We start from the raw sequence: 23,035 nt of genomic DNA on the forward strand, positions 1-23,035 counted from the left end.
GAATGAGTGAGCACTCACTCATATGCTGTGCGGCATGACGCCATCAGGTGAACGGCGGCGTGCACCGGCGATGAGCCCGGAGCAACGCCGCGAAATGATCATCACAACGACCATGCCGCTGGTCGCGGAGTTCGGCGCGACGGTGACCACCGCACAGGTGGCCCGCGCTGCCGGGATCGCCGAGGGCACCATCTTCCGGGTCTTCGCCGACAAGGAGGACCTGCTCTGCGCCGTCATGGCGGAGGCGCTGCGGCCGGACTCCGTGCACGCGGACATCGCGGCCGTCGACCTGGAGCAGCCGCTCGCGGACCGCCTGGTCGAGGCGGCGGAGGCGCTCGGCGCCTACGTCCAGCGGATCGGCACGATCACCGGCGCACTGCAGGCGACCGGCTTCCGATCCGGACGCCGCGCGACGGCCCGCCCGGCCCCCGCCACCGACCGCAACGATGCCCAGAACCAAGCGGCCCAGAACCAAGCGGCCCATAAGCGAACCGCCGAGAGCAGCTCCGCTGCCGGTCCGGACGACGGAGGCGACGACGGCCGGCGCCTCATCGAGGGCGGCCGGGCGCGGGTGATGGCCGAAACCACAGCCGTGCTGGCCGACCTGTTCGCCCCGGAGGCGACGGCCGGCACCCTGCGACGCCCCGCGCCGGAGCTGGCCGCCGCGTTCTTCGGCATGCTCACCGTCGCCCAGCGCGGCGACCTCTCCGGTCTCGGCGACGGCCCCCCGTCCGCCGCGGACCTCGTCGACCTGTTCCTCTACGGCGCCCTGGAAAGGCACGAAAAATCATGAGAAAGCGTCTGACAGCGATCGCGGCCGCCGTGCTCGGCCCCGCACTGCTCTGCCTGATCGTGGCCGGCCTCGCCGATCACCCGCTCGCCGTCACCTCACCCCAGGGCGAGACCATCGAGCTGACCACAAGCTTCATCGCGCTCGTCGCACTGGTCTTCGCGCTGCTCGGCTGGGCGTTCCTCGCCGTCCTGGAGCGCCTGTTCCCCCGCCGTGCCGCGCTCGTCTGGACCATCGTGGCCGTGTCCCTGCTGCTGCTCTCGATCGTGCCGCTCGCCGGCGAGATGTCCACCGGCACCCGCCTCACGCTCGGCCTCGCACACCTGCTTGTCGCCGCCCCGCTCCTCGCCTGGCTCCCCCGCCGCACACCACCGGCACCAGCCCCGTAAAGCCCCGGGAGGCGCGCGCACGAGCGGGCCGGTCAGGCCTCCCAGACCCAGCCCGGCCGCTCGTACAGCACCTCGAATCCGCCCGCCCGCATGTTCTCGAACGACGGGTTCCGCCCGCCCTCCCCCGGCACCCACGTCTCGGCGAACACCGTCCCGCACCCGGCCCGTGCCGCCGCCGACACCCGCGCGGCGAGTAGCGCGGTCTGCCCGCCCCGCCCCCGGAAACCGGGCAGCGTGCCCGCGCCGTACATCGCACCGCCGTGCTCTGACACGACAAGCAGCGCGCTCGACACGATCGTGTCGCCGTCCCGGGCCACGTACCCGTCGGCGAGACCGGACGTGATCGCGCCGCCCATCAGCCCGGTCATGTCCGCCACGCTCCAGTCGAAGCCGGTGGCCAGCACCGCCATCGCCTCGGCCACCTCGTCCGGCTCCACCCGGGAGATCGACAGCGAGGTGGCCGGCGGCGGCGTCTCGGCCGCCGGACGCGCCATCTTGTACCAGGTCGCCCCCGGTGTCAGCCCGTGCTCGGCGCGGATCGCGTCCCAGTCCGGCGGTAGCAGCGAGGGCGCGATCTGGAACACGGTCCGCCCGGTGCCGTGCGCCAGGTAGTAGCGGATGATCTCGCCGATCAGCTCACCAGTGACCGGTTCGCTGATGCCGAGCCCGAGTACCCGGGTCCAGAACGTCTGCGCCGCGCCGGGGGCCGAGGTGACGGTCGCGCCGCCGATCCGGGTGCCGGTGAGTCGCAGCCGCGCCGTGGTCTCCGGGGAGGCGCCGTCGACGAGGGACATCAACGCGTGCGCCTCCGCGCTCTCCGCGGCCACTACAAGATCGTCAACCATGCGCACGGACGCTACCCGCACCCGGTTGACGGACGATTGCCATGATCCTCAGTCACCGCCGGTTACGCGGAGCGCGACCGCGCCGGCCCCGTTCGGATGAACGCCGGGCGGCCGACCGGGCGGCGCCGGATTCACGAACGATACTCATGGTTGAATCCGCCCATGGTCCAGCCTCGCGGTCTCCCACCGGCCGCGGTCCTGGCCACCACGGTGCTGCTCTGCGCCGGTGGCGGCCTCACCCTCGCGTTCGGCCTCTCCGGCGACGCGATGGGCAGCGTGCTCCCACCCTGGCTGCTCGTCCCCTACGGCGCGCTCTACCTGGTGCTGGCCTGGACCGTCCTCCGCGGGCACGGCTGGGGGCGGGTGGTGCTGCTCCTCCTCTGCGCGGCCGGCGCCGGCCTGGCCGTGGCACAGATGGTGCAGAACGGCGTGCTGGCCGGCATGCGCGGCCTCGGCTGGGCGATCATCTACGCCGCGCTGGTGAGCATGCCGAGCGTCAAGGCCTGGTTCCGCGGCGCACCGGAGTCGGCCGAGGACGTGTTCTTCGACCCGCTGCGCGGCCCTCGGGAAGAATCACGAACCCCCACAGACCAGGACGATTCATGGGTACGCCGTGAGCGCACCGACGACTCCGAAGAGTGACATCATCGGAGCATGACCGACATTGCGGTGACCGGCGCGACAGGTCACATCGGCGGCGGGGTGGCCCGGCGGCTGGCCGCGCACGGCGTACCCCTGCGCCTGATCGTCCGTGATCCTGGACGCGCCCCGGATCTGCCGCACGCCACTGTCGCCACCGCGGAGTACGGCGACCGGGACGCATCCGAGCGGGCGCTGCGCGGCGTGCGGACCGCGCTGATGGTCTCCGCCGCCGAGGCACCGGACCGGCTGGCCCGGCACCGCACGTTCATCGACGCGGCCGCGGCTGCCGGCGTACACCATCTGGTCTATGTCTCGTTCTTCGGCGCGGCCGCGGACGCGACGTTCACGCTGGCCCGGGACCACCACGCGACCGAGGAACACCTGCGCGCGTCCGGGATGGCCTTCACCGCTCTGCGGGACAACCTCTACGCGGACTTCCTCGCGGAGCTGGCCGGACCTGACGGCGTGATCCGCGGCCCGGCCGGCGACGGGCGGGTGGCGGCCGTGGCCCGGGACGACGTGGTCGCAAGCGCCGTGACCGTGCTTCGCGCGCCGGAGCAGCACGAGAACCGGGTCTACGGCCTGACGGGGCCGGAGGCGCTCACACTCGCCGAGGTGGCCGCGATCGTGTCGGAACGGTCCGGGCGCACTGTCACCTACCTGCCGGAGACGGTGGCGGAGGCCTACGCGTCGCGCGCCGGGTACGGCGCGCCGGACTGGCAGGTGGACGCGTGGGTGTCCACCTACACCGCGATCGCGGCCGGCGAACTGGCCGAGGTGACCGGCGACGTGCCGCTGCTGACCGGCCGTCCCGCGACGCCGCTGCGGGACCTGGTGAAGCGCGCCTGAGCAAGCCCCTGCCACACCGGGACGCCGCCGGGCCTGGGGCGGACAGGCCCGCTCTCGCCCGGCCGCCCGGCGACGCCGCCGCCGGGCCCACCACGCCTGAGCGGGGCCGGCCGGCCGCGGTGGGACCTGATGCGGCCGACCCGGACCGGCTGTTCACTCCGCGGCCTTGGCGCCTCCGTCCTCAGCCGGCGACGTGACCCGGCCGGCCCGCCGCTGCCGGATTCGGCTCGACGATCTCCGCCGGCACCGTGCCCTGGCCGGCGACCGGCTCACCGGGCGCGACAGTCTCCGGCACGACGGACTCCCGCGTAGCAGCCTCCGGCACGACGGACCCCGGCTCGGCAGGCTCCGGCGCGTCGGCCGGAGGCTGCGGCCGCGTGGCCGGCAGCAGGTGGCTGACCTCGGGTGGCCCGTCGGCAAGCGCCCGGGCCCGCTCCTCCGCCGCCTGGTCCGACCCGGTGAACCGGCCTTCGTGCTGGCGCAGGTGTTCCTCCCAGGACGCGACCAGGTAGACCGCGACGAACGTGCCGCCCTGCACGCCGTCCCGGAACAGCCCCCAGCGGTACGCGCCGGTGCGCTGCACGGACCTGCGCACGCCCTGCATCGCGTCGATGAACGCGGCCTCGTTCTCCGGCCGCACCCGGTACCGGGCCGTGACCAGGACCGGTCCGGTGCGCGGGTCCGGCTCAAGCGTCAGGTGCGGCTCCGGCCAGAAGACGACCGGCTGCCGGTCCATGTTCCCGGTGTCGATCAGCCCCCAGAAGCGAAGCGACAGCGTGCCGGCCAGCATCAGCGCGGCCGAGGCGGCGAGCGCGACCGGCAGCCCGGCCGCGTCCGCGAGCAGGCCCCAGGCGAGTGCGGGCAGTGCCTGTGCGCCGGAGATGACGATCTGGTAGATCGACAGGCCGCGGGCACGTACCCAGCCGGGCAGGAACAGCTGCATGGACGCGTTGATCGTGGACAGCACCGCGACCCAGGCGAGCCCGGCCGGGAGCAGCGCGATCATCACCAGCGCCGGGACCTGGACCAGGCCGAGCACGGCAAGCGCGGCCGCGTAGAGCACGCCGGCCACGAAGAGCATCCGGTTGTTGGAGACGCGGGCGCGGATCGGGCCGAGCAGGAACGCGCCGGCGACCGCGCCGGCGCCGAGCACCGTGAGCATCAGGCCGTACCCGCCGGATCCGAAGCCCAGCCGTTTGCTTGCGACAAGCGGTAGCAGCGCCCAGAGCGCGTTGCCGGGCGCGATGAACAGCACGGCGCGCAGCAGGATGCGGCGGACGACGGGCGAGTGGCGCACGTACCGGCTGCCGGCTCGGACCGCTGCGGTGAACGGCTCGGGCGTCCGGGGCGCGCTTGACGTGGCCGGGCGCCAGCGGGCCAGCACGGCCGCGAACAGCACGAACGTCAGCGCGTTGATGCCGAAGACGACTGCCGCACCGGCCTGGGCGATGAGCAGACCGGCGACGGCCGGGCCGACCGCGCGGGCCACATTGATGCTGATCGAGCCGAGCGCGGATGCGGAGACGAGCTGCGGGCGCGGCACCAGGTCCGGGATGAGTGCCTGCCAGGCCGGGAGCGTGAGCGCCTGCCCGGCGCCGAGCGCGAACGTGAACGTGAGCAGCAGCGCCGGGTGGAGGTCGCCGATCGCGGTGAACAGCGTGAGCAGCCCGCCGACCACCGCGAGCCCGGTCTGCACGGCGAGCAGCAGGCGCCGCCGGTCCAGACTGTCGGCGAGCGCGCCGGACGGCAGCGCGAGCAGGAAGACCGGCAGCAGGCTTGCGGTCTGCACGAGCGCGACGAGCGTCGACGCGTTCGGCTCGGAGACCAGCAGCCACTGGGCGCCGACGGTCTGCATCCACAGGCCGATGTTGCTGACCAGGACGGCGAGCCAGAGGTTGCGGTAGACCGCGATGCGCAGCGGCGCGGTGATCGACACGTCGAAGTGTATGCCCCGCCCGGCGGTGACATATCCGCCCAGCGGGTGCCAGGCTGGCGTTCATGGAAGAGATCTCACGCAGCCGTACGTACACCTGGTCGGATCCGGCCTCCGTCGCCGCCCACCTCGGCCGCCTCAGCGGTCTGGAGATGCTCCGGGCGATGTCCGCGGGTGAGCTGCCGGCCCCGCCGATCTTCTCGACCATCGGGTTCGGCGATCTGGAGGCGAAGGACGGCTGGGTCGGCCTCGATCTGGACCCGCGGGAGTTCCACTACAACCCGCTGGGCAGCGTGCACGGTGGCGTCATCTCGACGTTGCTCGACACGGCGGCCGCGTGCGCGGTGCACACCACGTTGCCGGCCGGCGTCGGGTACACGTCGCTGGATCTGAACGTGAAGTTCGTCCGTCCGGTCACGATCGCCACCGGCCGGGTCCGGTGCGAGGGCACGGTGCTCAACCGCGGGCGGCGTACCGCGCTTGCCGAATCCCGGCTCACCGACGGGGCCGGGAAGCTGCTGGCCCATGCCACCTCGAGCTGCCTGATCTTCGACATGCCGGGGTGAACACTCAACCGCGCCGGTTCCGGGCCGAATGATCTGTCGCTGACCCGCCGACCAGGAGCGACGACAGATGGCCCTTCATGCCGGTGTACGCGTCCGGCCTGCGCTGCTCCCGCTGATCGTCGTGGTCGGGGTGTGGGCGTCGCTTGTGGGCCGGCAGGCGTTCGGGCAGGTCGCGGACTCCGGGCTGCTGTTCCGGCAGGGCCTGCTGCTCGGCGCGGTGCTTGGCGCGTTCTGCAGTGCGCTCGCCGCCGCACGGGCGGCCGGCGGGGCACGCCGCGCCTGGTGGTGGATGGCGGCCGGTTGGACCGTGCTGGCCGGATCGATGGCCTGGTACGCGGTCGCCGAGGTGCTCGGTGTGGCGCCGTCCTGGGGCGGCACCGCAATCCAGATCTGCCGCCTGCTGTGGGTGCCGCTGATGCTTGCCGGTGTGCTGTCGCTGCCGATGCGCCCGCTCTCCGGGCGGGAGCGGCTGAAGTTCGCCGCCGACATGACCACCGTGGTGGGCGGCGGCTTCATGCTCATGTGGTACTTCCTGATCGGCCCGATGCTCGCCACCGGCGACATCGGGGTGGACGGGCTGATCGGCATCGGCCTGCCGCTCAGCGACCTGGCATTGCTGTTCGGCGTGTGCGCGCTGCTGCTGCGGAGCGGTGTCACGGTGGCCTGGCATCCGCTGACCGCGCTGCCGGCCGGGCTTGTCGTGTTCCTCGCCGGCGACCTGTACTGGAGCTACGACGCGGTAAACGCGACGATCGACGTGGTCGGCGGATGGCGCCTGTTCCCCACGCTGCTGCTTGTCACAGGCGTGTTCCTGATGGCGGGAGCGGCCGCGGCACAGGTCGCCCGCTCCGCCGAGGCCCGCCCGCCGGCCGGCGACCGGCTGATGCGCGCCGCCACGCAGCTTCCCTACCTCGCGCTCTCCATCGGGTACGCGCTGCTGCTGGCCGCCACGGCCGAGGAGGGCTGGCTCTACCCGTGGGGTGGGCTGGCGGCGGGCGTGATCGTGATGACCGCCGCGGTGGCGGCCCGGCAGATCATCGCCGTACGGGAGAACCATGAACTCTTGGTAAGCGACGCGCTCACCGGGCTGGCGAACCGGGTGCGGCTGCGCGGGAGCCTGGACACGGCCGTCCGCCGGTCGGCCACGCACGGCGAGGTCTCCGCCGTCCTGGTCATCGATCTGGACGGGTTCAAGCAGGTAAACGACGTGCGCGGACACGAGACCGGCGACGCGCTGCTCTGCGCGTTCTCGGACGTGCTGCGGCAGTGTGTGCGGCAGTCGGACACGGCCGGCCGGCTCGGCGGCGACGAGTTCGCGGTGGTGTTGCACAGGATCGGCGACGCGGACCAGGCGGCAGTGGTCGCGCGGCGCATCCTTGACGCGACCGCCCGGGAGCTCACGATCGACGGCGCGCCGGCCCGGGTCGGCGCCAGCATCGGCATCGCGCTGACCACCGCCACCGACCCGGCCACCGTGGTACTGCACCGCGCCGACATGGCGATGTACCAGGCGAAGCGCCGCGGCGGCCACCGCTTCGAGCTCTACACCGACGGCTTCGAGGACCTGGCCGCGGCCGAGAACGCGCTGGCCGAGGAGCTCGGCGGCGCGGTCGGCTCCGGCCAGCTGCGCGTCTTCTACCAGCCGATCGTGACGCTTGAGACAGGTGCGGTCACCGCGGTCGAGGCGCTGGTCCGCTGGCAGCACCCGGAGCGCGGCCTGGTCTCGCCGGACCTGTTCATCCCGCTGGCCGAGCAGACCGGAGCGATCGAGAAGATCGGCCTGTACGTGCTTGAGGAGGCGTGCCGGCAGGTGGCGGCGTGGCAGCGGCTCCCCGGCCGGCAGCACCTGCACGCCAATGTGAACGTCTCACCGCGCCAACTGGCCCAGCCGGACCTGGTGGAGCGGGTCGCCGCAGTGCTTGCGCGCACCGGCCTGAGCCCGCGCGACCTGGTGCTCGAGCTGACCGAGAGCGCGCTTGTCGACGACGGCTCGTACGTGGCGCGGCTGGAGGCGCTGCGCGGGCTCGGCATCCGGATCGCGCTCGACGACTTCGGCACCGGCTACTCGTCGCTGCGGTACCTGACCCGGCTGCCGGTGGACATCCTCAAGCTGGACCGCTGCTTCGTGTCCGAACTGAACGGCGAGGCGGCGGGCTCCGCCGTGGCCGAGGCGGTGATCCGGCTTGGCCAGATCCTGCACCTGGACACCGTGGCCGAGGGGATCGAGACGCCCGCGCAGGCCACCGAGCTGACGCTGCTCGGCTGCCGCACCGGCCAAGGTTTCCACTACGCCCGCCCGATGCCCGCGGAGGCGCTGGAAGAGCTGATCCACACCACCCCGGCGCCCGGGCCGCAGTAGCACCGCACCGAGAAAGCACCCGAAATGGTAAGACGGCGCCGTACCCGGTCGATTGCACGGTGTAGTCGGTTTCCGATGCGGGAGATGACAGATGAGCACTGAGGCCTCCTCGGCCGCGCGGCGCGGCGGCCCGGCACGCTGGTTCACCGATCGGGGCGTTAACTCGAAGATCCTCTCGGCCGTGGCAGTGGCCGCGATCGCCGCGGGGACGATCGGGGTGACCGGCTTCGTGCAGCTGGACTCCGTGTCGGACAAGGCCCAGACGCTCTACTCGGACAATGTCCAGCCGCTGACCACGCTCTCCACCCTGGTGCGCGACTTCCAGTCCTGGCGCGCCCGCGTCCTGGAGTACGGCGGAGCCAGTACGGAGACTCGCACCACGCTGCTCACCGAGATCGACGGGCGGGAGGCGAGCATCAAGGCCGGCCTGGAGGAGTACGAGCCGTTCGAGGTCGACCCGGAGGCCATGGCGGAGTTCCGCGCACGCTACGAGGAACTGGTCACGCTCGCCGAGGGTTCGCTGCTCCCGCTGGCCGACCGGGGCGAGAGCGTGCAGTTCTCCGCGGACTACCGCACGAAGCTGCTGCCGCCGATGACCGCGGCAAGCGACGCGATCGACACGGAGGCCGCCGCCGAGGCCGCGCAGGCGAAGTCGCGCGCTGACGACGGCGCCGCGACCGCGTCCTCAGGCAAGCGCACACTGCTGATCGTCGGCGGGCTCGGCATCCTGCTCGCGCTGGCGCTCGGCATCTGGGTGGCCCGGCAGATCGTCGGCCCGCTCGCCACGGTCCGGCGGTCGCTGCTGCACATGGCCGACGGCGACCTGACCCTCGAGCCGGACGTCGACGGCCGCGACGAGGTCGGCCAGATGGCCGAGGCGCTGACCCGCGCGCTACGGCAGACGCGCGAGGTCGTCTCGTCCGTCGGGTCCGCCTCGCACAGCCTGGCCGCGGCCGCGGAGGAGACCTCGGTCATCGCGAACCAGATCGCCAAGAACGCGGAGGAGGCGTCCACCCAGGCGAAGGTCGTCTCGGCCGCGTCCGAGGAGGTGTCCCAGGGCGTGACCACCGTCGCGGCCGGCTCCGAGGAGATGGGCGCCGCGATCGGTGAGATCGCGCAGAGCGCCAACAACGCTGCAGAGGTCGCCGGGCAGGCCGTCGCGGTCGCGGAGACCACGAACCAGACCATCGCCACGCTTGGCGAGTCGTCCCGCCAGATCGGCGACGTGGTCAAGGTGATCACCGCGATCGCCGAGCAGACCAACCTGCTCGCGCTGAACGCCACGATCGAGGCGGCCCGGGCCGGCGAGGCGGGCAAGGGCTTCGCGGTCGTCGCGACCGAGGTCAAGGACCTGGCGCAGGAGACCGCGCGGGCCACCGAGGACATCTCCCGCCGCGTCGAGGCGATCCAGGCCGACAGCAACCAGGCGGTCACCGCGATCCAGGAGATCGCCGAGGTCATCGGCCGGATCAACGACTACACCACCACAATCGCGTCCGCCGTCGAGGAGCAGTCCGCCACCACGGCCGAGATGAACCGCAACGTCGCCGAGGCGGCCAGCGCGACCGGCCAGATCAGCGCCAGCATCGACAACGTGGCGGAGAACGCCCGGATCACTGCCGAGTCAGTCGCCGACGCCCAGCGCTCCGCCTCCGAACTCTCCCGCATGTCAATCGAACTCCAGACCACCGTCTCCCGGTTCAGGTACTAGTTTGGTCGTCGCTCTGCTAGCTGGTCGTCGCTTCGCTCCTCCAGGCTCGACGCCACGGCCTGCGGACGGCGGTGTCAGGCAGACGAAAAGCGTGTCTGACTGACACCGACGTTCCTCGGTCGTCCGCGCCTCACGACGTGGTCAAGCAAGCGACGGGTCCGGAGAAACTGCAGACCAAGAACGTCGGGGGTGAGACGCGCTCACCGGCGCTACTTGGGCGTCCGCGCGTCACGATGTGGTCCGCAAGCGGCGGGGCGGGTGAGACTTCCGAGAGATTGGGAGGCTGAATTGTCAGACGGAGAGGAGGGCGCGGAGGGAGGCGTCGTGGAGGGCAGTGCGGGGGCCGGAGCGGACGACCTCGCCGGCGTCGAGGACGACGAACTCGTCGGCCAGGCGGAGGGCGGTGTCGAGGTACTGCTCGATGAGGAGGATGGTGAGTCCGGCCTCAGTGTGCAGGTGGGCGATGGCCTCCTCGATCTCGACGATGATCGACGGCTGGATGCCCTCGGTGGGCTCGTCGAGCAGCAGCAGGCGCGGGCGGGTGACAAGCGCGCGGGCCATCGCGAGCTGCTGTTGCTGGCCACCGGAGAGGAAACCGGCGCGGCGTTTGAGCAGGCCGCGCAGGGCGGGGAAGAGGTCGAGTGCCTCGTCGAGCGCGGTGCGGTCGGGCGCCGGCGCGGCCTCCAGCGTCACCTGCAGGTTCTCTGCCACGGTGAGCTGCGGGAACGTCTCGTGGCCCTGCGGGACGTAGCCGAGGCCGCGGCGTACCCTCTCGTGGGTCTTGAGTCGGGAGAGGTCCTCGCCCTCGAACGTGATCGTGCCGGCGCGCGTGGGCAGCACGCCCATGATGGCCTTGAGTAGCGTGGACTTTCCGACGCCGTTGCGGCCCATCACGCAGACCAGCTGGCCGGCCGGTGCGTGCAGATCAACCCCGAAGAGCACCTGCGCGCGGCCGTACGCCGCATCGAGCCCTTCCACCACGAGTGTCATGCGGCCGCCTCCCGGGTCGATGACCGTCCCAGATAGACCTCCTGGACGTGCGGGTCGGCCTGCACCTCCGCGACAGTGCCCTCGCAGAGCAGGCGGCCCTCGTGCAGCACCGTCACCTGGCTTGCGAACCGGCGCAGGAACTCCATGTCGTGCTCGATGACCACGACCGTGTGGTCCTTCGCGACCGCCCGCAGCAGTTCGCCGGTGCGTTCGCGTTCGCCACGGCTCATGCCGGCGACCGGCTCGTCGAGAAGCAGCAGGCTCGGGCGCTGGATGATCAGCATGCCGATCTCCAGCCATTGCCGCTGCCCGTGCGAGAGGACTCCGGCGGGCCGGTCGGCAAGCGGGGTCAGCGCGATGGTCTCCAGCACCTCGGCTACCTCGGCGGAGGTGCCGCGGCGGGCGCGCAGCAGGCTCGGCAGGCGGCGGCGGAAGGACGCGGCGAGATCCAGGTTCTCAAGCACTGTCAGCTCCTCGAAGACGACCGAGGTCTGGAAGGTCCGGCCGACGCCGAGCCGGACGATCGCGTGCTCGCGGCGTCCGCGGAGTTCCGTGCCGTTGAACCGGATCGAGCCGGAGGTGGGCCGGGTGCGGCCGGTGACCACGTCGATGAGCGTGGTTTTCCCGGCGCCGTTCGGCCCGATGAGAAAGCGCAGCTCACCGGGCTGCACAGTGAAGTCCAGGTCGGTGATGGCCCGGAACCCGTCGAAGACGACGTTGAGTCCCCGTACCTCGAGTTGTCCGGTCATGCGGGCACCTCCTCCCGCACCGGCTCCGGCGCCACCTGTCGCGCGGGTTCTCGGCGGCGTCTGAGCAGGGACATCCCGTCGGAGAACAGGCCGGCCAGGCCGCGCGGCGCCCACAGCATGACCGCGATGAACATGGCGCCCTGCAGGTACGTCCAGCCGGACGGGAACGTCTCGCTCAGCCCGGTGCTGGCGTAGTTGTAGAGCACCGCACCGCCGATCGCGCCGCCGAGTGAGAACCGCCCGCCGATCGCGACCGCCACGAGCATCTCCAGCGACGGCACCACGCCCAGGTCGGCCGGGCCGAGGATGCCGACGACCGGCACGAACAGCGCGCCCGCGATCCCGGCCATGGCCGCCGAGACCGCGTAGACCACTGTCTTGACGAGCGCGGGGTCGTAGCCGAGGAAGCGCACCCGGTCCTCGCCGTCCCGGATCGCGACGAGCAGCTTGCCGAGGCGACTGCGGGACAGCTGCCAGGCGGCCAGGAAGACCAGCAGCAGCGCGCCGAGCACCAGGTAGTAGACGATCCGCTTCTGGGCCGGCTCGTAGAGGTCGAGCCCGAAGAAGAACCGCACGTTCGTCAGCCCGTTCGTGCCGCCGGTCAGGCCCTGCCGGCCGACAAGCAGAATGACGAACGCGGCGGCAAGCGCCTGGGAGAGCACGGCGAAGTAGGCGCCGCGCACCCGCTGCCGGAAGATCAGCGTGCCGAGCAGCACTGCGGTGAGCGTGGGCAGCACGATCACCATGGCCAGCGCGAAGGCGGGGTTGCGGAACGGCGCCCAGAGCGCGGGCAGCGACTCGACGCCGCTCCACACCATGAAGTCGGGCAGCGCGCCGGGGCCGGCGTCGGTCAGCTTGAGGTGCATGCCCATCGCGTAGCCGCCGAGGCCGAAGAAGACGCCCTGGCCGAGCGTGAGCATGCCGCCGCGACCCCAGGCCAGGTGGATGCCGACCGCGACGATCGCGTAGCAGAGCCACTTGGCAAGCAGCTCCAGCCGGAAGGCGGGCAGCAGCGCCGGCGCGGCGAGCAGCAGCAATGCCACGACGAGGAGGCCGGCGCCCGTACCCACGAAGGATTTTGAATGTTTCATGTCAGTGCCCGGCTGCGGAGGACGAACAGGCCCTGCGGGCGGAACTGGAGGAACGCGACGATCACCGCGAAGACCACCACCTTGGCCAGGCTTGCATCGGTCCAGAACTCGACGAAGCTGTTCAGCACGCCGAGCACGAACGCGGCGATCACGGCGCCGCGCAGCTGGCCGAGGCCGCCGGCGACCACGATCAGGAACGCGTCCACGATGTAGTAGGTGCCGAGGGACGGGCCGACCGGGCCGATCAGCGTGAGCGCCACCCCGGCGACGCCGGCCAGCCCGGAGCCGATGAAGAAGGTGAGCTGGTCGACGCGCTCGGTGGCGACGCCGCTGATCGCCGCGAGCTGCCGGTTCTGCATGACCGCGCGCATGCGGCGGCCCTGCTTCATCCGGGTCAGGTAGAGCGAGATCGCGGCGACACAGGCCAGGGCCAGGACCAGGATGAAGATTCGGCTGTACGGGAGCCCGCCGATCCCGCCGGTGAGCCAGGACGGTGCGGTGACGCCGACGTTCGGCGCGCCGAAGACGTCCCGGGCCAGCTGCTGCAGGATCAGGCTGACGCCGAACGTGAGCAGCAGCGTGTCCAGCGGGCGGCCGTAGAAGCGGCGGATCAGCAGGCGTTCGAGGACCAGGCCGAGCGCGCCCGCGATGAGGAACGCGACCGGGAGCGCAAGCACCACGTTCTGCAGCACGAACGCGGTGTACGCGCCGACGAGCAGGAACTCGCCGTGGGCCATGTTGATCACGCCCATCTGGCCGAACGTGAACGTCAGGCCGAGCGCGATGAGCAGCAGCACCGCGCCCATGCTCGCGCCGATGAAGAGTTGCGTGAGCGCGGCCATCAGCTCAGCCCCGACGCCCAGGTGTAACCCTTGAGGTACGGGTCGGGCTTGATCGGCGCGCCCGAGTTCCACACTTCCTTGATCTGGCCGTCCGGCTGCACCAGGCCGATCCGCGCGGTCTTGAAGACGTGCTGGTTCTCGCCGTCGATCGTGACAGTGCCCTCGGGCAGGTCGAGCGCGATGCCCTTGGCCGCGGCCTTGACCGGCTCGACGTCGGTGCTGCCGGCCTTGGTGACCGCCGCGGCCCAGAGCTTGACCGCGTTGTAGCCGGCCTCCATCGGGTCTGAGGTCACCTTGTTCGCGCCGTACCTAGCCTTGAACGCCTTCACGAACGACTCGTTCGTCGCGCCCGCGGTGGTCTGGTAGTAGTTCCAGGCGACCAGGTGGCCGGCGATGTTGTCCGCGCCGATGCCGGCGACCTCCTCCTCGGCCACGCTCACGCTCACCGTCGGCATGGTCCCGGCCGTGATGCCCGCGCCGCGGAGCGACTTGAAGAACGCCACGTTGGAGTCGCCGTTGAGCGTGTTGAAGACCGCGTCCGGCTTGGCCTGCTGGAGCTTGTTGACCACGGTGCTGTACTCGGTGTGGCCGAGCGGCGTGTACTCCTCGCCGACGATCTCCATACCGTTCGCTGCCGCGTACGCCTTGATGATCTTGTTTGCGGTACGCGGGAACACGTAGTCGCTGCCGACCAGGAAGACCTTCTTCTTCCCCTGCTCCTTGAGATAGTCCAGGCCGGGGACGATCTGCTGGTTCGTGGTGGCGCCGGTGTAGAAGATGTAGGGCGAGCTCTCCAGGCCCTCGTACTGCACCGGGTACCAGAGCAGCGACTTGTTGCGCTCGAAGACCGGCAGCATGGCCTTGCGGCTGGCGGACGTCCACCCGCCGAAGACCGTGGCCACCCGGTCCTGGCTGATCAGCTTCTGCGCCTTCTCGGCGAAGGTGGGCCAGTCGGAGGCGCCGTCCTCGACGACCGGCTCAAGCTTCTTGCCGAGCACGCCGCCGGCCGCGTTGATCTCCTCGATCGCGAGCAGTTCCGCGTCCCGGACCGTGACCTCGCTGATCGCCATGGTGCCGCTGAGCGAGTGGAGCACACCAACCTTGATCGTGTCACCGGACGACGTGCCACCGGACGGCTCCTCGCCGACACAGGCGGACGTGACGGCGAGCGTGACGGCAAGACCCAGCGTGACGAATGAACCCCGCAGACCTCGTGGCATCCGACTCCCTCTCTGCTGGTACAGGTGCAGAGGAAGGTATGGCCGGGCGATTTCGTGGATCCATTGACCTGGATGTCCTCGCGATTAAGGACACCTCACACAGGACGGTCGCCACTTGTGAGGAGTTGGACACATAGCGTGGTGGCGCGGCAGATCTCCTCTGCCGCGCCATTTCGCCTGTGTATCAGACGGCGCCGGTGACGATCGGCCGCAGATCCTCCTGCGGCGGTGCCCACGTGGCGGCGTCCGCGTCGACCTGATCGCCGGAGCGGATGTCCTTCACCGAGTCCTGCTCGCCGGGGAACCAGACGTACGGGATGCCGCGGCGCTCGGCGTACCGGATCTGCTTGCCGAACTTCGCCGCGGTCGGCGCCACCTCGGCCGGGATGCCGTTACGGCGCAGCGCGGCAGCGGCCGAGACGCTTGCCGGGCGCTCCTCCTCGCTTGTCACCGCGACAAGCACGCAGGTCGGCACGGAGCGGGACGCGGTCAGCGCGTCCCGGCCGAACAGGATGGCGAGCAGCCGGGTGACACCGATCGAGATGCCGACGCCGGGGAAGACGTCCCGGCCGGAGGTGGCCAGGTTGTCGTAGCGGCCGCCGGAGCTGATCGAGCCGAACCGCTCGTAGCCCTCCAGCACCGTCTCGTAGACGGTGCCGGTGTAGTAGTCCAGGCCGCGGGCGATGCGCAGGTCCGCCACGACCAGGCCGGGCGCCTGCGCGACAGCGGTGTCGACCACCCGGACCAGTTCCTCAAGGCCCTCGTCGAGCAGCGGGTCGCTCACGCCGAGCTGCTTCACCCGGTCCGCGAAGCCGCTGTCGGCCGCCGTGATCTCGGCGAGTTCCAGGATCTTGGCGGCCTGCGCGCCGGAGAGGCCCTGCGTCGTCAGCAGCTCGGTCACCTTTGCCGGGCCGATCTTGTCGAGCTTGTCGACCTGGCGGAGCACGTCCTCCGTGTTCCCGATGCCGAGGCCGCGGTAGAAGCCCTCCAGGACCTTGCGGTTGTTGACCTGGATGGTGACCTTCGGGATTGGCAGGCCGCCGAGCGCGTCGCCGATCACCAGCGGGATCTCGGCCTCGTAGTGCGCCGGAAGCGTGTCCCGGTCCACGATGTCGATGTCCGCCTGGTAGAACTCGCGGTACCGGCCCTCCTGCGGCCGCTCGCCCCGCCACACCTTCTGGATCTGGTAGCGGCGGAACGGGAACTGCAGCTTGCCCGCATTCTCAAGGACAAACCGCGCAAAGGGTACGGTCAGGTCGAAGTGCAGGCCGAGCGCGTCGTCGGACGTGTCCTTCTCGTCCGCTTGCAGCCTCCGCAGGACATAGACCTCCTTGGAGGTCTCCCCCTTGCGCAGCAGCTGGTCCAGCGGCTCGACGGCCCGGGTCTCCAGCGGCGCGAAGCCGTAGAGCTCGAACGTGCGCTGAATGCGGCTCAGGATGTCCTGCTCGATGAGGCGCTGCGACGGCAGCCACTCGGGAAACCCGGACAGAGGCATGATCTTGCTACTCACGGCGATCCTTAACGAAAGTCTGTCTTACAGTCCGCGAGCGGGCGCCTGGCCGAACTCGCGAAGGTAAGGATTGGTGGCGCGCTCGCGCCCGATGGTCGTGGCGGGGCCATGGCCGGGCAGGACGATCGTCTCGTCGGCGAGCGGCAGGACCCGGGTCCGCAGGCTCGTCCGCATGGCATCCATGCTGCCGCCCGGCAGGTCGGTGCGCCCGATCGACCCCGCGAAGAGCACGTCGCCGGAGAAACAGATCTCCTCGTCCGCGGTCCCCGGGAGCCGGAACAGCACCGACCCGCCGGTATGGCCCGGCGCATGGTCGACCGCGATCTCCAGGCCGACCAGGTCCAGAACGGCGCCGTCAATCATCGCCACCACGTCGTCGGGCTCGGTGTACTCCAGGCGGCCGCCGAACAGCTGCCGGTAGTCCTGAGACAGGCCCTTGGACGGGTCGGCAAGCATCTCCCGGTCGGCCGGGTGCACGTAGGCCGGGATGCCGCGCGCGCCACAGACCGGCGTGACCGAGAACGTGTGGTCCAGGTGCCCGTGGGTGAGCAGCACGGCGGCGGGCTGCAGGCGGTGCTTGGCCAGCAGCTCCTCGAGCCGGTCGACGACGCCGATGCCCGGGTCCACGACCACGCACTGCTCACCGGGGCCGGTGGCCACCACGTAGCAGTTGGTGCCGAAGGCCTCGGCCGCAAAGCCGTCGACGAGCACGTGCCCTCCATGGTCCTCGGGATTCAGGGCCAGCCTATCGGCAGCCGCAAACGTAAACCCGCGGGACACGTGGCACGTCGATGATCTTTGATGGCGTGTCGCTGCGACCTGGGCGTCACTTTCCCAGCGGTGGGCCGTACACTACGCCCTCGTGTGGCGTGCCGCACTCACAGTGCGAACGCACCATAGAGCCGCGTTCACTCCAATCGGGGGTGAGCGGCAGCAGGGGTGACAGGGAGATAGGACTCGTGGCTTCCAGCAAGTCTCGGCAGCGCAAGCTCGCGCGCGCGAAGCTCGATCGGCAGATGGCACGTCGGGCGGCCAGGGAGCGCCGCAGACGCCAGGTCGGAGCGGCCACCGCCATCGGCCTCGTGCTCGTGCTCGGCGCGGGCCTGACGATGTGGGCGCTGGGCGTCTTCGACTCCAAGCCGGACACGACCGAGGCGAGCGGCGAGGCGTGCGCGTGGACCACGCAGTCGGCGGCCGACTCCAGCAAGGACGTCGGCCAGCCGTCGACGGAGAACATCCCGTCCGAGGGCACCCGGCCGGCGACGCTCACGTTCAACGCGCTCGCGCCGGTCACCGCCTCGCTGAACATCACTGACGCGCCCTGCTCGGTGGCCAGCTTCACCTACCTGGCGAGCCGCAACTACTTCGACAACACGAAGTGCACCGAGATCACCGAGGAGGGCGCGCTGCACTGCGGCGACATCTCCGGTGACGGGCTGGGCGGGCCGACCTACACGTACTTCGACGAGAACATCCCGGCCGCGACGAACCCGTCAGCCCCGCCGTCAGGTGACGTCCCGCCGGCGTACCCGGCCGGCACGATCGCGCTGACCTCCCCGACCCCGGGCAGCAACGGCAGCCAGTTCCTGATCTTCTTCAAGGACTTCAACCCGGAAAAGCCGCAGTACCCGATCATCGGGTCGGTGGCCACCGGACTGGAGACGGTGCAGGAGATCGGCGCGATGGAGAAGGTCGCGAACGACGCCGGCAAGACCGTGGTGCCGAAGTCCGACGTGCTGATCACCTCGCTGACGGTCGGCGAGGTGGGCGCCACCGCGGCACCGGCCGCGCCCAACGCGTCCGCATCCACAGCTTCCTGACCTACTCTGACCTTCACACCAGCTGCCAGCACATTCACCCAGGAGGAAGACCGTGTCGTCCATCAAGGAGCGGCAGCAGCGAGCCGCAGCACGGGCCCGCCTCGAGCGGGACATGGCCGCCCGCAGGGAAGCCGCCGCGCGCAAGCGCAAGAACCTCTGGATCGTGGCGTCCGCGAGCGCGGCGGTCCTCATCGTCGCGGCCGGCGTGCTGATCGCGGTCACGGTGCTGCGCGACGACGACTCGGAGACCACCGCGGCCCCGGCCGCGGACACCACGGTCTGCAGCTGGACCGCGGCGCCGGACCAGGGGCAGGGCACCACCGTCGACGTCGGCATGCCGCCGGCCAGCGCGTCCAACGTGGGCAAGTCGGTCATGACCGTCACCACGAACTTCGGCGCGGTCGACGTGTCGATGGACAAGACGAAGTCGCCCTGCGCGATCGAGTCGTTCACGTTCCTGGCCGGTAAGCAGTTCTTCGACGGCACCAAGTGCCACCGGATGTTCCCGGGCATGCTTCAGTGCGGCGACCCGAGCGCCAAGGGTGACGGGTACCGCGAGTCCGACGGCACCGGCGGCCCGGCGTACCGCTACAGCAACGAGTACCTGCCCACGACCGACCTGCCGCCGTACCCGGCCGGTGTGGTGGCGCTCGCCAACAGCGGCTCGGACGGCACGAACGGCAGCCAGTTCTTCTTCATCTACGAGGACGTCCAGCTGTCGCCGGACTACACGATCATCGGCAAGGTCTCTACGGCCGGCCTCGAGGTGCTGAAGAAGGCGACCGCGGCCGGGCACGACGGCGCGTTCGACCCGAACCCGGGTGGCGGGCACCCGAAGAACGACATCAACATCCAGACGGTCGCGGTCGCGGCAGCCTGACCTGCATCGCATCGCGGCTCTCGTCGCATCACGACCCCCATCGCCTCGCGGTGGGGGTCGTTTTTGTACAGGCAGTCACTCTCGCTTGGTCAGGTTCAGCATCGGGGCGCTGTGCGGCCCGGGGTCTTGCTATGTGCTGCTCGGTGGCGGTGCGCGCTTAGCCGACAATTCAATCTGTTGGTGACGTGAGCGGGTTGGCTGCGGTTTGCCTCCGGCGGCCCTCCGGGGGGAGCGCTCCGGCTCCGGGGCAACCGCAAGCGCAGGTCAGCTTCGCTGGTAGAGCCTTGTCGGTGGTCGGGTTTCGTGTGGCCTGTCTGCCCCGTCTGCCATCGACCCGGGCAGAGCCGAGCAGATCATCGGCAGGGCCGCCAGGCTGGGTGGTGTTGGCGCCGTCTTGATCCGGTCTTACGAGTCTGCTGGTCGCGCTGGGTTCGCCGGGCTGCGGTCTCGTGGGTGGGCGCGTGTTTCTGGTGACGCTGCGGGGTGTTGGTATCTGTTCGTTGGTGGCGGCCCTGCCGATGATCTGCTCCCCGTAGGGCGGGTCGATGGCAGACGGGGCAGCCAGGCGGTCACCTTTGTGTGCTGCGCACACCACACCAAGGTCAAAGACAGGCGGTGCGGCGGGATATGGGTGAAATGCGGAGAAGAGTCGAGGGTGGAGGGCGTCAGGTGAGGCGTGTGCACGCTATTCGGCGCGAATGACGTGCTCGTGCCTCACCTGGCGGTCGATCTATCGACCGTTGCTCATTGATGGCGGTGCCCACGTACCGGCAGCGGGGGATTTATCTAGGTATTTCGGGCAGGTGTTGGGTTTGATCAGGTGATAGTGGAGCCGGACCGGCATGGGCAACAGAGTCGACTCCCAGCGGCGAACCTACTGACCTTCCGCGGTCAGGGTAAGGCGCGTCAGGGGCTTCTATATAACGAAATTTCGGGCGCGGAGTGCCCGACTCGCACCCCTACCACGAAACCTCAGTGAGTCACGGCACTCGGCGAGCAAGACGACGGGACAGCGCGGCCGTCCTCTACGACGCTACTGAGGGATCACACCTGACCGCCTGAATAAGGCACCCTTCGCCGCCAACCCGCTCGCGAGACCGCAGTCAGAGGTCAACGAGCCTCGCGCCCGCGCCCGTCACGCACCAGACGTGACGCGGTACGCGTCGAAGACGCCGTCGACCTTGCGGACTGCGGCCAGCAGGTGGCCGAGGTGTTTCGGGTCGGCCATCTCGAAGCTGAAACGGCTCACCGCCACCCGGTCGCGGGTGGTGGTGACGGTCGCGGAGAGGATGTTGACGCGCTCGTCGGAGAGGACCCGGGTGACGTCGGCAAGCAGCTTGTGCCGGTCGAGCGCCTCGACCTGGATGGCGACAAGGAACGTGGACGCGCTTGTCGGCTTCCAGGTGACGATGACGATCCGGTCCTCCTGGACCTTCAGGTCCTCCGCGTTCGCGCAGTCGTCGCGGTGCACGCTCACGCCGCCGGAGCGGGTGACGAAGCCGAACACGGCGTCGCCGGGGACCGGGGTGCAGCACCGGGCCAGCTTGATCCACACGTCGGAGACGCCGCGGACCTCGACGCCCGGGTCGTGCGAGGTCTGCCGGGCCCTCGGCGGGCGGGTCGGGACGGCGGTCTCGGCGATGTCCTCGACCGCGCCCTCCTCGCCGCCGTAACCGGCCACCAGCCGCTGGACCACGGACTGGGCGGAGACCTGGTTCTCCCCCACGGCCGCGTAGAGCGCGGCGACGTCGGTGAGGTGCAGGTCGCGGGCGATCGCGAGCAGCGCCTCGGAGGTGAGCAGGCGCTGGAGTGGCAGGCCCTGCTTGCGCATGGCCTTGACCATGGCCTCCTTGCCGGCCTCGATCGCCTCCTCGCGCCGCTCCTTGTTGAAGTACTGCCTGATCTTGGTACGCGCCCGCGGCGACTTGACGAAGCCGAGCCAGTCCTGCGACGGACCGGCCGAGTCGGACTTGGACGTGAAGATCTCGATCACGTCGCCGTTGGAGAGCGTCGACTCGAGCGGCACCAGCTTGCCGTTGACCCGCGCGCCGATGCACTTGTGCCCGACCTCGGTGTGCACCGCGTAGGCGAAGTCCACAGGCGTCGAGCCGGTGGGCAGCGGGATCACGTCGCCCTTCGGCGTGAAGACGTAGACCTCCTGGCTGGAGAGGTCGAAGCGGAGCGCGTCAAGGAACTCGCTCGGGTCGCTCGCCTCGCGCTGCCAGTCGAGCAGCTGCCGCAGCCAGGTCATCTCGTCGATGTGCGCGGGCGGGCCGACGACTGTCGCGCCCTTCTGCTCCTTGTACTTCCAGTGCGCGGCGATGCCGAACTCCGCGGTGCGGTGCATCGCGTACGTCCGGATCTGCATTTCGACAGGCTTGCCGGACGGGCCGATCACCGTGGTGTGCAGCGACTGGTACATGTTGAACTTCGGCATGGCGATGTAGTCCTTGAACCGGCCCGGGACGGGCTGCCAGTTCGCGTGGATCACGCCGAGGGCCGCGTAGCAGTCGCGCACGGTGTCCACCAGGATGCGCACGCCGACCAGGTCGTAGATGTCGTTGAAGTCCCGGCCCCGCACGATCATCTTCTGGTAGATCGAGTACAGGTGCTTCGGGCGGCCGGTCGTCTCGGCCTTGATCTTCGCGGACTTGAGGTCCACCTGGACCTTCTGCGTCACCTGGCGCAGCAGCGTGTCGCGCTGCGGCTGGTGCTCGCCGATCAGCCGGTTGATCTCCTCGAACCGCTTGGGAAACAGGAACCCGAACGACAGGTCCTCCAGCTCCCACTTGATCGTGTTCATACCCAGCCGGTGGGCCAGCGGGGCGAGGATCTCAAGCGTCTCCTTGGCCTTCTGCTCCTGCTTGGCGCGGGGCAGGAAGGTGAGGGTGCGCATGTTGTGCAGCCGGTCCGCGAGCTTGATGACCAGGACGCGCGGGTCCTTCGCCATCGCCACGACCATCTTGCGGATCGTCTCCGCCTTGGCCGCGTCGCCCAGCTTGACCTTGTCCAGCTTGGTGACGCCGTCGACAAGCAGCGCGACCTCGCCGCCGAAGTCCGTACGCATGGTGTCGAGGCTGTAGTCCGTGTCCTCGATCGTGTCGTGCAGCAGCGCCGCGACAAGCGTGGTCGTGTCCATCCCCAGGTTCGCCAGGATGGTGGCGACCGCGAGCGGATGCGTGATGTACGGATCGCCGGACTTGCGGTACTGCCCGAGGTGCCACTTCGCCGCCATGTCGAACGCGCGCTGCAGCAGCCGCACATCCGCCTTCGGGTGGCTGGCGCGGTGGATCGAGATCAGCGGCTCCAGCACCTCCGCGACCTGCGGGGTCTGCCAGGGCGCGTTGAACCGGGCCAGCCGGGCGCGCACGCGGCGGCCGGACGCCACACCGGTCAGGAAGGTGGGGTCCTCCTGCTCACCGGCCGCGATCTGGTCCGCCACGCTCGGGGCGCCGGGGAACGGCAGCACCACGCCCTCGCCGCTCTCACCGTCGTCCGTCGGGTAGGTGGCCGGTGGCGTAGGGTCCGCCAGATCGTTCATCGGGATCTCCGGCAGCCGTTCGGCCTCGACGGCCGAGACGATGTCCGCAAGCCGCTCCACGTCGTTCGTCGCCACTGCGCCCTCATCTGAAGCCTCGCCCGGAGGGGCGACGTGACTGGACATAGCCTCTCTCCACCACTCCGGTCGCCGTCCTGCAAGACCTGACCGTATCCGCCCGGTCCATCCGCGCGCTACCTGAGCGTCACGTCCCCCGCAGCCCGGACGCCAATCGTACCCGTCCGGTCAGCGGGGCCACCCTACGCTCGGCTATCCCACCACTACCGTTTCGGGACGCCGCACCCAGGGGC

Annotated in this window: 19 protein-coding genes; 9 read left to right on the forward strand and 10 right to left on the reverse strand. The window is 70.3% G+C overall.

Translation table 11 applies throughout. The features are described from left to right. Window positions 1-34 precede the first annotated feature (34 nt). Entirely contained in the window at window positions 35-793 is a 759-nt protein-coding gene (locus tag ACIA8K_RS04335) for a TetR/AcrR family transcriptional regulator (protein ID WP_396054835.1), read from the forward strand. Further along, window positions 790-1,179 carry a DUF6069 family protein gene (locus tag ACIA8K_RS04340; protein WP_396054837.1) on the forward strand — a complete coding sequence of 130 codons (390 nt, stop codon included), beginning with the start codon at window positions 790-792 and terminating at the stop codon, window positions 1,177-1,179. Before ACIA8K_RS04335 ends, ACIA8K_RS04340 begins: the two co-directional genes overlap by 4 nt. Window positions 1,180-1,211: 32 nt before the next feature. Here ACIA8K_RS04340 and ACIA8K_RS04345 read toward each other — a convergent pair whose 3' ends face one another. Continuing rightward, window positions 1,212-2,024: a hypothetical protein gene (locus ACIA8K_RS04345; protein WP_396054839.1), complete on the reverse strand. Its 813-nt coding sequence runs from the start codon at window positions 2,022-2,024 to the stop codon at window positions 1,212-1,214. Between the two features lie 162 nt (window positions 2,025-2,186). On the opposite strand from ACIA8K_RS04345, the gene ACIA8K_RS04350 reads away from it, so the two are divergent. Together ACIA8K_RS04350 and ACIA8K_RS04355 are read left to right on the forward strand one after the other, a co-directional pair. Continuing rightward, window positions 2,187-2,666 (forward strand): hypothetical protein, encoded by a 480-nt coding sequence (locus ACIA8K_RS04350; RefSeq protein ID WP_396054841.1) that lies wholly within the window; start codon window positions 2,187-2,189, stop codon window positions 2,664-2,666. Window positions 2,667-2,678: 12 nt separating this feature from the next. Continuing rightward, window positions 2,679-3,515 carry an SDR family oxidoreductase gene (locus ACIA8K_RS04355; RefSeq protein WP_396054843.1) on the forward strand — a complete coding sequence of 279 codons (837 nt, stop codon included), beginning with the start codon at window positions 2,679-2,681 and terminating at the stop codon, window positions 3,513-3,515. 181 nt (window positions 3,516-3,696) lie between these two features. Here the strand turns inward: ACIA8K_RS04355 and ACIA8K_RS04360 are convergent, their stop codons facing one another. After that, the gene (locus ACIA8K_RS04360; protein WP_396054845.1) at window positions 3,697-5,451 is read right to left on the reverse strand and encodes an MFS transporter; all 1,755 of its coding nucleotides are present in this window, start codon (window positions 5,449-5,451) and stop codon (window positions 3,697-3,699) included. A gap of 62 nt (window positions 5,452-5,513) precedes the next feature. On the opposite strand from ACIA8K_RS04360, the gene ACIA8K_RS04365 reads away from it, so the two are divergent. The 3 genes from ACIA8K_RS04365 (at window position 5,514) to ACIA8K_RS04375 (ending at window position 10,084) form a co-directional block, all read left to right on the forward strand. Then, on the forward strand, window positions 5,514-6,014 hold the full coding sequence (locus ACIA8K_RS04365; protein WP_396054847.1) for a PaaI family thioesterase: 501 nt from the start codon (window positions 5,514-5,516) through the stop codon (window positions 6,012-6,014). Window positions 6,015-6,081: 67 nt separating this feature from the next. Next, window positions 6,082-8,373, forward strand: a complete 2,292-nt coding sequence (locus ACIA8K_RS04370; RefSeq protein WP_396054849.1) for a putative bifunctional diguanylate cyclase/phosphodiesterase — start codon at window positions 6,082-6,084, stop codon at window positions 8,371-8,373. 91 nt (window positions 8,374-8,464) lie between these two features. Next, window positions 8,465-10,084, forward strand: coding sequence for a methyl-accepting chemotaxis protein (locus ACIA8K_RS04375; protein WP_396054851.1), 1,620 nt, complete (start codon window positions 8,465-8,467; stop codon window positions 10,082-10,084). Window positions 10,085-10,375: 291 nt separating this feature from the next. On the opposite strand, the gene urtE is transcribed toward ACIA8K_RS04375, so the two are convergent. The 7 genes from urtE to ACIA8K_RS04410 form a co-directional block, all read right to left on the reverse strand. Then, complete coding sequence (gene urtE, locus ACIA8K_RS04380) at window positions 10,376-11,074, reverse strand: urea ABC transporter ATP-binding subunit UrtE (protein WP_396054853.1); 699 nt, start codon at window positions 11,072-11,074, stop codon at window positions 10,376-10,378. Further along, window positions 11,071-11,823, reverse strand: a complete 753-nt coding sequence (gene urtD, locus ACIA8K_RS04385; protein WP_396054854.1) for an urea ABC transporter ATP-binding protein UrtD — start codon at window positions 11,821-11,823, stop codon at window positions 11,071-11,073. Before urtD ends, urtE begins: the two co-directional genes overlap by 4 nt. Continuing rightward, on the reverse strand, window positions 11,820-12,914 hold the full coding sequence (gene urtC / locus ACIA8K_RS04390; RefSeq protein ID WP_396054856.1) for an urea ABC transporter permease subunit UrtC: 1,095 nt from the start codon (window positions 12,912-12,914) through the stop codon (window positions 11,820-11,822). Before urtC ends, urtD begins: the two co-directional genes overlap by 4 nt. Beyond that, window positions 12,911-13,756 carry an urea ABC transporter permease subunit UrtB gene (gene urtB / locus ACIA8K_RS04395; RefSeq protein WP_396054858.1) on the reverse strand — a complete coding sequence of 282 codons (846 nt, stop codon included), beginning with the start codon at window positions 13,754-13,756 and terminating at the stop codon, window positions 12,911-12,913. The genes urtC and urtB overlap by 4 nt, the downstream gene beginning before the upstream one ends. Continuing rightward, entirely contained in the window at window positions 13,756-14,976 is a 1,221-nt protein-coding gene (gene urtA / locus ACIA8K_RS04400; protein WP_396054860.1) for an urea ABC transporter substrate-binding protein, read from the reverse strand. The genes urtB and urtA overlap by 1 nt, the downstream gene beginning before the upstream one ends. A gap of 184 nt (window positions 14,977-15,160) precedes the next feature. Further along, window positions 15,161-16,471 (reverse strand): histidine--tRNA ligase, encoded by a 1,311-nt coding sequence (hisS, locus tag ACIA8K_RS04405; protein ID WP_396055634.1) that lies wholly within the window; start codon window positions 16,469-16,471, stop codon window positions 15,161-15,163. Between the two features lie 39 nt (window positions 16,472-16,510). Further along, window positions 16,511-17,197: an MBL fold metallo-hydrolase gene (locus ACIA8K_RS04410; RefSeq protein WP_396054862.1), complete on the reverse strand. Its 687-nt coding sequence runs from the start codon at window positions 17,195-17,197 to the stop codon at window positions 16,511-16,513. A 248-nt stretch (window positions 17,198-17,445) separates the two neighbouring features. Here ACIA8K_RS04410 and ACIA8K_RS04415 point away from each other — a divergent pair, with 248 nt between their 5' ends. Both ACIA8K_RS04415 and ACIA8K_RS04420 read left to right on the forward strand, forming a co-directional pair. Continuing rightward, on the forward strand, window positions 17,446-18,306 hold the full coding sequence (locus ACIA8K_RS04415) for a peptidylprolyl isomerase (protein ID WP_396054864.1): 861 nt from the start codon (window positions 17,446-17,448) through the stop codon (window positions 18,304-18,306). A 52-nt stretch (window positions 18,307-18,358) separates the two neighbouring features. Beyond that, window positions 18,359-19,186: a peptidylprolyl isomerase gene (locus ACIA8K_RS04420; RefSeq protein WP_396054866.1), complete on the forward strand. Its 828-nt coding sequence runs from the start codon at window positions 18,359-18,361 to the stop codon at window positions 19,184-19,186. A gap of 1,135 nt (window positions 19,187-20,321) precedes the next feature. Here ACIA8K_RS04420 and ACIA8K_RS04425 read toward each other — a convergent pair. Further along, complete coding sequence (locus ACIA8K_RS04425; protein ID WP_396055636.1) at window positions 20,322-22,727, reverse strand: RelA/SpoT family protein; 2,406 nt, start codon at window positions 22,725-22,727, stop codon at window positions 20,322-20,324. Window positions 22,728-23,035: the final 308 nt, after the last annotated feature.

This window comes from Catenuloplanes sp. NPDC051500 (assembly GCF_044454585.1).
Taxonomy (GTDB): Bacteria; Actinomycetota; Actinomycetes; order Mycobacteriales; family Micromonosporaceae; genus Catenuloplanes.